Here is a 10,206-nt window from a genome sequence, read left to right on the forward strand (position 1 = left end):
AAACGAAAGAAAAGCCAGATCGAAAGGTCTGGTTTTTTATTTGGAGTTGTACGTTGTGAGTAGTGAGACACGGATGACACGGATTTTTATTTTTTTTAGTGTTGATGGTGTGGCGATTTGCAGAACGTATTTATGTCTACCCCCATCTAAAGATGTGGCTTTAAGGAATTATTTAGTCTTTGGGGAGCTGAATACATAAGGCGTTTTTGGGACACGGATGACACGGATTTATATGGATGAGCACGGATGTCATTTTTAGTTGAGGGGTGAGTGAATTGACGCGGATGTTATGCTCCATCTTAAGATGTGGTTTTATAGATTATTTAATATTTGAGGAGCTGAATGCGTAAGGCGTTTTTTTGACCGCAGATTGCACCCATTTGCGCAGATTATTTTGTTGAAAAAGAATTCTTCACCTATTATTAAGAAAGTTGTTGTAAATGCTCGTATTGCTCATTGGAATGGGCACAGAATGCAATTCTGCGCGAACGGGTTTCATCACTACTACAACAACCTATTATTAAGAAAGTTGTTGTAAATGCTCGTATTGCTCATTGGAATGGGCACAGAATGCAATTCTGCGCGAACGGGGTGACGAGCAGTAATCATACCCTTATGGGTACAGCAGGAGGCACGTTTTTGAGTGTATTACCGAATTTACATTCGGAAGATGTTTTAAAAACTGTTGTATTGGCTTCTATTGGGGCGACTGCCAGTTTTATTGTGTCGATGGCACTTAAAAGCCTCCTCAAGAAGCACAAAAAGTAGTTTAATCCTTGTTTGAAGTGCCAAGGATTAAACGAAAGAAAAGCCAGATCGAAAGGTCTGGTTTTTTATTTGGAGTTGTACGTTGTGAGTAGTGAGACACGGATGACACGGATTTTTATTTTTTTTAGTGTTGATGGTGTGGCGATTTGCAGAACGGATTTATGTCTACCCCATCTAAAGATGTGGCTTTAAGGAATTATTTAAGCTTGGGGATTTGATTTGCTAGGAGGAGTTTTTTAGCCGCGGATTGCACAGATTGTCACGGATTTATTTTTGTAAATAGAATTACACGGATTTTTCTCTGCCCCATCTATAGATGTGGCTTAAAGGTTTAATTTAATCTTTTGGGAGTGATAGTAGGATATGGTTTTTGACCGCAGGTTGCACAGATTTGTTTTTGTAAATAGAATTACACAGATTTTTCTCCCCATCTATAGATGTGGCTTTAAGGAATTATTTAGTCTTTGGGAATATGGTAAGAGAAGATTTTGTCCACAGATTTGCGCAGATTTTTCTGTTGAGGGTTGGGGTGTTGGGACACGGATGACACATGGGTAAGTAAAAAACCGCGATTGGAAGCGCTACGATTCAACTTTTAATTTAAGTAGGCACTCGTCAAAGACGAGCACAAGTGGGTGACCCTTTTTAATTGTAGTATTAATCCTTGCTCTTATGACTTCTCTTTCTTTGTCTCCCAATTGAGAGATAGAGAGACTAAGATAGCGATTTACACCTTTCATTTCATTGATTTTAAGAGCATTATCTTCGTGTTTTCTTAGTTCATCTTGGGAGTCTAAGATGGAATTTGCAAGTGAATGAATGAGAAGAATACACAAAAAGTAAGCATTATTTTCATCCGTCTCAAAAATGGAAGTTGTTGTTTTTCTTTTTTTTTAGTTTGTTTCAAGCAACCAGCTAAAAACATTTAAATGTTTTACTCCACTTCTGTTTTGGGTAAAAGAATCTGTCGTAAGTAAATATTTTGGGTAGTTGTCTTTGATTTTTTCCAATGCGCCAAACTCACGTTCAAGGGTGTTTTCATTTGTCATTTGCCAAGCTACTTGATAGTATTCGATGTCGCCTGTTGGAGATTTGCACACAAAATCCACTTCAGTATTACGTGTTGTACCTGTCCAAATTTTATTGCCTCTGCGAAGCAATTCGAGGTAAACCACATTTTCCAAGATATGTCCTCTGTCGGTGGTTCGTTCTTTACCTGCTAAAATGTTCAGTAATCCCGTGTCTACCAAATAATATTTTTCTTGTGTGGCGAGTTGTTTTTTACCTTTTAAATCGAATCGATTTACTTTATAAAACACAAAACTTGCCACTAAATATTCTAAATACTTTTCTACAGTAGCGTGATGTATGCTTTGTTTGTCTTGCTTCAAGGTTTTTGAAATATTGCTTGGGGAAAGCGAATTGCCAATGTTTGAGGCTATAAATTTCACAATGTTGCTAAAAGCCCGTTTGTCGTTTATTTGGTGGCGTTGCGTAATGTCTTTTTCAATTATTGTTGTGTAAATGGCTTCCAAATATTCGTATATTTTATCGAAACCTTCTTCTCGCAATGCTACACCTTTGGGCAATGATGTTTCGTTTACATAATCAAAAAATAAGGCTTCATAATTAAGGTATTTGTTACTCGTATCGATGTTCCGTGCCGTTAAGTATTCTTTAAACGAAAAAGGTAAAATAGAAATTTCGATGTAGCGACCGCTCAATAAAGTTGCCAACTCACTACTCAATAAAAATGCATTGGAGCCTGTTATGTAAATGTCGGTGTTTTCAGTAGCAAAAAGTCCATCCACTAATTTTTCAAAAAGCGGAATATTTTGTACCTCGTCTAAAAAAATATAGTTGGGCTTATCAGCTTGCAGTTTCTTTTTTATTTCAAAATAAATGTCGTCCCAGGTTTTGTTCAAATAATTTTCAGGCAACTCAAAGTTGTAGAACTGAATTTGCCGTTTACCAACACCTTGCTTTAGTAATAACTCGCGATAAAGTTCCAGTAGTGTACTTTTGCCTGACCTACGTAAACCACTTACTACTTTTATAAGGTCTTTGTCTTTGTAAGCCAGTAGTTTTTCAATGTATTCTTTGCGGTTTGTGTAATTGTCCATAAAGCAAATATAAAAAATAAATTATCAAAAGAAGTAAAAAATGCAAGTTTTGATAATTTATATTTATCTAAATCTTTCATAAGCTATCGTGAAATTATTGAATAAAGTCTTCTAAATAAACGTAATTACTCCTTGTTTTAAGTTCTTGTTTGCAAAAATGGACGAACATCAGACCTTTTTGCAGACGTAAACTTAGAGCATTTTATTTTGATTTTACTGCAATAAACCCTAGTGTCTTTAATAGCAGTGAGACCTTATTGTATTCCATCCCGAAAGGTTGCGGGGAATGGTTGTCGGTTGAGGGTATTGGGACACGGATGACACAGATGGGTGTTTATCTTAGTTACCTATTGGAGTGGGCACGGAAAAAATTTCCGCGCTAACATACAACGATATTTACTGCATTTCCGAGCGATCGGGCAAATCGAAGTAATCGATAGTGAATTTGGAGAATTTGGAGCTACATTTAAAATCACATTACCTTTTAATCAATAAAAAAATGAATGAGATAGTACCAACAAAAGTTGTCGTAATACATGATAACATAGAGGAGACTTCACCTATAATGGTTAAATGAGAATAAAGTATGGATTTGGAAATGTTATTTTATTTCAACATTCACAGCAAGGGTTGGATTACGTACTTTCCAATCTTGGAAATAAAATGGTTGTCTTATTAGATAAAAACTTTGATGGTAATGAAATAGATGGTATAAAAGTTTTTAGTGCAATCAGGGAAAACACATCTTTGGTTTATATAATCCTAATCACTGTAAGCAAAATTTCTGAAATCAATAGTGAAACTCTTAAAATGCTTATCAATAAGGATTTATTTAAACTTGAGAGTTTTACTCAGGATTATAGAAAAATTATTGAATTAGTGGATGATGCACTTTCAACTCTTAATGTTAGGGTTGATGCCGTTATTGAAGATTGGATAATGAGGCATCCTGTTGAAAAAAGAGAACAAATAATTCTTAAAACTCGGGATGGCCAAGCTTATTCAATGAATGATATTTTAGAGAGCATAAGAAAAGAAACGTCGATTGGTTTACAATTCGAGAGAAATCTATTAAAATTAGCCATTGAACTATTTAGTCGCCAAAAATTGAAATTAGATGATAAATAAAATTATTGTTTACGATGATAATGATTTTGAGTTAGGGGAATATTTTGAAACTAGCTATCAAGATATTACTGACAATGTTTCGCTATTGAATTATGTAACTACAAATTCCGTGGATGGTATGACTTGCAACATAGAACATATTAGTGATTTGTTGAGTGCATTTAATCAAAAACCTTCAATCTTCGTTGGTATCTCCCATGGTAATGAAGACGAAATGGTAATGCATAACTGCGGTGCCTATGTAAATGCAACAAATGCACACAATTTCTCTAACTCGTTAGTTTTTTCAGCAACTTGTAGAAGTGCAAAAAATCTTGGACCTCTTTTATTAACAAAAGGATGCAATTCTTTTATTGGATTTATTGATGATGCTCTTGCTACATATGATGAGTTTTATCATTTATACACTGCTTGTGAAAACTATTGCATTAAAGAATTTTTAAATACTGAAAAGTCTTTACAAACATCTTATGACGAAATGATGGATTATTTTGACAATCAGATTAACTTATTGTTTGAAGGAGGTGGCGACGAAGTACTGGTAGGAATGGAGCTCCAGTCAAATAAAGACTGTTTAGTTTTATTAGGCAATCAATCAGCATTAACGAAATCGTATTATAACATTTAAGATTAACAAATTCTATTAAAATCCCCCACAAACCATAATATTACAAATCCTATTATTTCATACCATTCCATCCTTCAAAGATAAAATGGGTATTCCCTTTTTGTAGTATTTAAAATCAGTTACTCCCGATTTGACAAATTTTAATTCGAAATTGACAAGCAAAAAAAAAGATGCTTTTGGCATCTTTTTTTCGTGGTATTGTATAAATTTTATATTATCCTTTATCTAGAAAAAATTCAAAATCAAATAATTCTTTAGGTTCAATTTCTAATCCTTTTGCTAATGAAATTATAGTCCCTAAGGAAGCTCCGTGTTCTCCATTTAAAACTCTATATACGCCTTTAGGCTCAATCTTTCCAATAGAAGCTACAGTCATAACGTCTTTGTTATAATTTTCCATTAGCTTTTGTAAATTTTGGCCAAATGCTATATAATATTTTTTCCTAATCTCTTTCACTATGTGAAATTGAGATAATCAGAAGAAAAAAATTGTCAAATTTGACAATTTTGTGATTTTTTTCATATATTTGAATTATTAAAAAGATCCTTAAGTAGGATTTTATTAATTTTGCGATTCTTCAATATAAAATATTTGAAGCATTCGCTTTGAATCTCGTATAGGAAAACTGGCGTTTTTAAATACCACGAGATGATAAGTACGATGCTCACGTCCCATGGCGTGGGCTCACTTATTTGTGGTAAGGGTACCGCCAGTACTTCCTATGCAATATAAGATGAGTTCCATGCCATTTTTATTTCCCTTTGGTTTCTCTCTTCAATTCTTGGCACTGCATCTTTTATTTAGACTTCGCAAAAAACACAATTAGCTTAATGAATTAGTCTGGAAAGACACTGCCCGCGTTTGGCTGCAACAAGCAACGGCGGTGGGCTTTCCTATTTAAAAACCCTTTAAATTAAAATGCCTATGAAGTAAAAAATCGTTGTTCGTTGTTCGTTGTTCGATAAACGATGGACGATAAACGAAAAACGGTCAACAGAAAACGACTCAAAAAAAAGGCCCTCTAACTCTTCTTGGCGGACGAATAGAGGACCAAAGCCAACAAAACCAATGTTTCATTAAACCCAACCAAAAGTATGAATAAAAATTCACTCTTCAAGCCTTGGGTAGTCTTAGAACTACCCAAATTGTACTATCTTTTTTTCCTGTGCTGCCTTTCAGTAGTTTATGCCCAAAACAAGACAATAACCGGAACTGTCAAAGATGGCAACGGAGTTTTACCCGGAGTTACAATAGTAATAAAAAGCAAATCCTCCGGAACACTCACAGATGAAAAGGGAAACTATTCCCTATCAGCAACATCAAGTGATATTCTTATTTTTTCCTTTTTGGGATATAAAACTATCGAAATTCCTGTTTCAAATCGTTCCATAATCAATGTGCAATTACAAGAAGACGCCACCAACCTCAAAGAGGTCATCATCAATGCAGGATATTACTCCACCAAAGAAAGTGAAAGCACTGGAAATATTTCAAAAATTACTGCAAAGGATATAGATAAACAACCTGTCACAAATGTATTGGCTGCTATGCAAGGACGTATGGCGGGTGTAAATATTACACAGGAAACAGGTGTTCCCGGTGGCGGTTTCAATATCCAAATTCGAGGTATCAATAGTTTACGCTCCGAAGGAAACGAACCACTATACATAATCGACGGCGTTCCTTATGCTTCACAAGCCTTAAGTTATTCTCAAATTTCGACCAATATGCCGGGTGATGGTAGCCCAATTAACAGCATTAACCCTGACGACATTCAAAGTATCGAAGTCTTGAAAGATGCCGATGCCACCGCCATTTATGGCTCCCGTGGGGCAAACGGTGTGGTGCTTATTAGTACAAAAAAAGGGAAACAAGGCAAAACCCAGTTTACTGTCAATGCATCTAAAGGTTCGGGACAGGTGACACAAACGATGAAGCTGATGAATACAGAGCAGTATTTGGCAATGCGGCGTCAGGCTTTTGCCAATGATGGGATTACACAATACCCCGACTACGAGTATGACGTCAATGGTACTTGGGATCAAACTCGAAATACCGATTGGCAAAAAGAACTCATTGGCGGTACTGCTGAAATTACGGGTGTCCAAACTTCCGTTTCAGGTGGAAATGAACAAACCCAGTTTTTATTGAGCGGAACCTACCATTCTGAAACTACTGTTTTCCCAGGTGATTTCATCTATAAAAAAGCGTCCTTCCACTCCAACATCAATCACATATCCGAAAACAAAAAATTCAAATTGAACTTTTCTGGTAATTATACCAATCAGGACAACGACCAGCCTTGGACTGATTTCACGTTAATGGCTATGTCGTTGGCTCCAAACGCCCCGGCTTTGTATGATGACCAAGGCAAGCTGAATTGGGAAAACAATACTTGGGATAATCCATTGGCTAATCTGGAAGGAAAATTCAATTCCAAAACTGGTGATATGGTAGCCAACACCCTTTTGTCCTACCAACTATTCAAAAACTTAGAAATAAAATCTAGTTTTGGATATACCAACTTACAATATAATGAAAGCCGCACAACACCATCTACCTTAAACAATCCGGCCTACAATATCACCAGTAAAAATTCGTCCATTTTGGTCAACAACGCTAAGAGACAATCTTGGATCATCGAACCTCAAATCAACTGGAAAAAAGAATTTGGAAAATCAAATGTGGATGTCCTGTTGGGCAGTACCTTCTTGAACCAAAACAGTGACCATTTAATTATAAAAGGTAGAGGATTTACAAGCAATAGTCTTATTTATGATTTGGCATCGGCTACAACCATAACAGTGCTCAATAATCAAGAAACCCGTTATAAATACCAAGCTTTTTTTGGCCGAATCAACTGGAATTGGCAGGATAAATACATCTTGAATGCAACAGGAAGAAGGGATGGTTCAAGCCGTTTTGGATCAGGCAAGCAATTCGCCACTTTTGGCGCTCTAGGCGCTGCTTGGATATTTTCCAAAGAACAATTTCTAAAAAATAAAACTTCCTTTTTGAGTTTCGGTAAACTGAGAGCTAGTTATGGTACAACAGGAAACGACCAAATTGGCGATTATCAATTTATGGATACCTACAGTTCATCGGGCAGTAGTTATCAAGGGGCCGTTGGATTACAACCCACCCGCCTTTTCAATCCCGATTACGGATGGGAAACCAACACTAAGATGGAGATTGCCTTAGAAACAGGCTTTCTTGAAGACCGCATCTTCTTCACTTGGGCTTGGTACAACAACCAATCCTCAAACCAACTCGTTGGAATTCCATTGCCTGCCACAACAGGTTTTAGTTCACTACAAGCCAATTTGGATGCTACCGTACAAAACACTGGACTAGAAATCACATTGCGAACAACAAATATTCAAACTCATCAATTCAATTGGACGACAAATTTCAATTTAACAGTACCCAATAACAAACTCATTTCATTCCCTGGATTGGAGAGTTCCACCTATGCCAATCAATATGTTGTTGGACAATCCATAAACATTCAAAAATTGTATAACAATACAGGTTTAAACCAACAAACAGGAATTTACAGCTTCGAAGATGTAAATAAAGATGGAGTAATTACCTATCCCGACGACTCGCAAACCATTCGGGATTTTAGTCCAAAATACTTTGGTGGTTTACAAAATCATTTGGAGTACAAGGGATGGCAATTGGACTTCTTGTTCCAATTTGTCAAACAAGAAAATTACAATTGGGCTTATATAGCGGGACTTCCCGGTGCATTTGTAAATCAGTCGGTCTATGCATCTGACAGCTGGCAAAAGCCAGGTGATACGAGCCCATACCAACACTATTCCTCTGGAGTAAATAATGATGTGGTTGAAGCTTATTACAAATACATTTCTAGTAATGCAGCAGTAAGCGATGCCTCTTTTGTTCGACTAAAAAACATTGCACTTTCCTATGATATTCCTAAACAATGGATAAAAGAACTTCAATGCAAAATTTATATGCAAGGCCAGAATTTACTTTTATTCACACCCTACAAGGGTGCCGATCCTGAATTTAGATCCGCGGGTTATTTGCCCCCACTAAAAGTAGTAACTGCAGGTATTCTATTGAATTTCTAACCACTAAAAATTTCAAAAATGAAAATCATAAATTATACAATCCCTTTGCACTTATTTACAAATAGGTCGCACAACAAAAAATGGATACTCTTACTGATACTGCAAACTTGTTTCTTGAACAGCTGCGACAGCTTTGTGGAAGTGGACTTGCCTAATTCGCAATTAACTTCCTCAGCGGTTTTTGAAGACAAAGCAACCGCCAATGCGGCTATGGTTGACATTTACAACAAAATCAGGGACAACGGCTTGCTCACGGGAACTTCCTCGGGGATCTCCAATCAATTGGGGAACTATACAGATGAACTTACCTGTTATGGTACAACGGCTAGCGTGTCAATCGACTTTTACAATAATGCACTAGTAGCCACAAATAGCAATATTTCTGGGGTTTGGAATAGTAGTTACAATCAAATCTACTGTGCAAATAGTGTCTTGGAAGGAGTTAAAAATGCCGTAGCATTACCAACATCAGACCGTAACCAACTTACGGGAGAAGCATTATTTGTTAGGGCTTTAATCCATTTCTACTTGACGAATCTTTTTGGTGACATCCCTTTTATAACTACAACTGACTACAAACAAAACAGTTCCCCAAAACGAATTCCTCAAATGGAAGTGTATGACAAAATTAAAACCGATTTAGCACAAGCTATTGAATTATTACCAGAAAGTTACATTAGTACCGAAAAAGTTCGCCCTAACAAATATGCGGCAATCGCATTACTGGCGAGGGTAGATTTATATTCCGAAAATTGGAAAGAAGCCGCAGAAAATGCCACTAAAGTGATCAATAAAACAGCATTGTACCAATGGACAACTTTGAATAAAGTGTTTTTAAAACAAAGTACCACCACTATTTGGCAATTGATGCCGTCTGTTAAGGGAAAAAATACTTTTGAAGGGGAAACATTCATTTTCACAGCTGGTCCTCCACCCCTTACTGCATTAAGTCCCAGTTTAATGAATGCTTTTTCGGCGGGAGATTTGCGCAAAAGCTTTTGGACAAAAGCGGTTTCAAACGGAACAAATACTTGGTATCACGCCTATAAATACAAAGAATTCCAAAATACAACTACCTCATTGGAATATTCCATTGTATTGCGTTTAGCCGAACAATACCTCATCAGAGCAGAAGCCAAAGCACATCTAAATGATGCAGTCGGTGCTGCTCAGGATTTAAATACAATACGAAACCAAGCAGGATTAGCTAATACAACGGCAACCACAACAAACGAAATTTTAGAGGCTGTTTTACAAGAACGAAGACTCGAATTTTTTACGGAATTCGGTCATCGATTCTTTGACTTAAAAAGAACTAATAAATTAGACAGTACGCTTTCAGGTGTTAAGTTGGGTTGGGATGCCAAAGACAAGCTTTGGCCAATTCCTGCAACGGAATTAGCAGTCAATCCAAATTTACAACCTCAAAATTTCGGATATTAAAGATGGAAACTTTAA

The 10,206-nt window shown here is 36.4% G+C and carries 6 protein-coding genes; 4 read left to right on the forward strand and 2 right to left on the reverse strand.

Annotated features, from left to right (window positions below):
- Positions 1 to 1,661: 1,661 nt before the first annotated feature.
- Positions 1,662 to 2,891: an ATP-binding protein gene (locus tag PHC28_RS10920; protein WP_300100028.1), complete on the reverse strand. Its 1,230-nt coding sequence runs from the start codon at positions 2,889 to 2,891 to the stop codon at positions 1,662 to 1,664.
- A gap of 573 nt (positions 2,892 to 3,464) precedes the next feature.
- Between PHC28_RS10920 and PHC28_RS10925 the strand changes: the two genes are divergently transcribed.
- Both PHC28_RS10925 and PHC28_RS10930 read left to right on the forward strand, forming a co-directional pair.
- A complete protein-coding gene (locus PHC28_RS10925) occupies positions 3,465 to 4,019 on the forward strand; it encodes a hypothetical protein (RefSeq protein WP_300100031.1) in 555 nt (184 codons plus the stop codon).
- A complete protein-coding gene (locus tag PHC28_RS10930; protein ID WP_300100034.1) occupies positions 4,009 to 4,647 on the forward strand; it encodes a hypothetical protein in 639 nt (212 codons plus the stop codon). The genes PHC28_RS10925 and PHC28_RS10930 overlap by 11 nt, the downstream gene beginning before the upstream one ends.
- 214 nt (positions 4,648 to 4,861) lie before the next feature.
- Here the strand turns inward: PHC28_RS10930 and PHC28_RS10935 are convergent, their stop codons facing one another.
- Positions 4,862 to 5,023: a hypothetical protein gene (locus tag PHC28_RS10935; protein WP_300100037.1), complete on the reverse strand. Its 162-nt coding sequence runs from the start codon at positions 5,021 to 5,023 to the stop codon at positions 4,862 to 4,864.
- Between the two features lie 719 nt (positions 5,024 to 5,742).
- On the opposite strand from PHC28_RS10935, the gene PHC28_RS10940 reads away from it, so the two are divergent.
- Positions 5,743 to 8,748: a SusC/RagA family TonB-linked outer membrane protein gene (locus tag PHC28_RS10940; RefSeq protein WP_300100040.1), complete on the forward strand. Its 3,006-nt coding sequence runs from the start codon at positions 5,743 to 5,745 to the stop codon at positions 8,746 to 8,748.
- A gap of 18 nt (positions 8,749 to 8,766) precedes the next feature.
- Positions 8,767 to 10,191, forward strand: coding sequence for a RagB/SusD family nutrient uptake outer membrane protein (locus tag PHC28_RS10945; protein ID WP_300100043.1), 1,425 nt, complete (start codon positions 8,767 to 8,769; stop codon positions 10,189 to 10,191).
- The last annotated feature ends 15 nt before the right edge of the window (positions 10,192 to 10,206 follow it).

The organism is Flavobacterium sp., from assembly GCF_028712645.1.
Lineage (GTDB): Bacteria > Bacteroidota > Bacteroidia > Flavobacteriales > Flavobacteriaceae > Flavobacterium.

Bases quoted from the DNA above. Each gene is read 5' to 3' on its own strand.
- PHC28_RS10920 (WP_300100028.1), bottom strand. From the start codon at position 2,891: ATGGACAATTACACAAACCGCAAAGAATACATTGAAAAACTACTGGCT.
- PHC28_RS10925 (WP_300100031.1), top strand. From the start codon at position 3,465: ATGAGAATAAAGTATGGATTTGGAAATGTTATTTTATTTCAACATTCA.
- PHC28_RS10930 (WP_300100034.1), top strand. From the start codon at position 4,009: ATGATAAATAAAATTATTGTTTACGATGATAATGATTTTGAGTTAGGG.
- PHC28_RS10935 (WP_300100037.1), bottom strand. From the start codon at position 5,023: ATGACTGTAGCTTCTATTGGAAAGATTGAGCCTAAAGGCGTATATAGA.
- PHC28_RS10940 (WP_300100040.1), top strand. From the start codon at position 5,743: ATGAATAAAAATTCACTCTTCAAGCCTTGGGTAGTCTTAGAACTACCC.
- PHC28_RS10945 (WP_300100043.1), top strand. From the start codon at position 8,767: ATGAAAATCATAAATTATACAATCCCTTTGCACTTATTTACAAATAGG.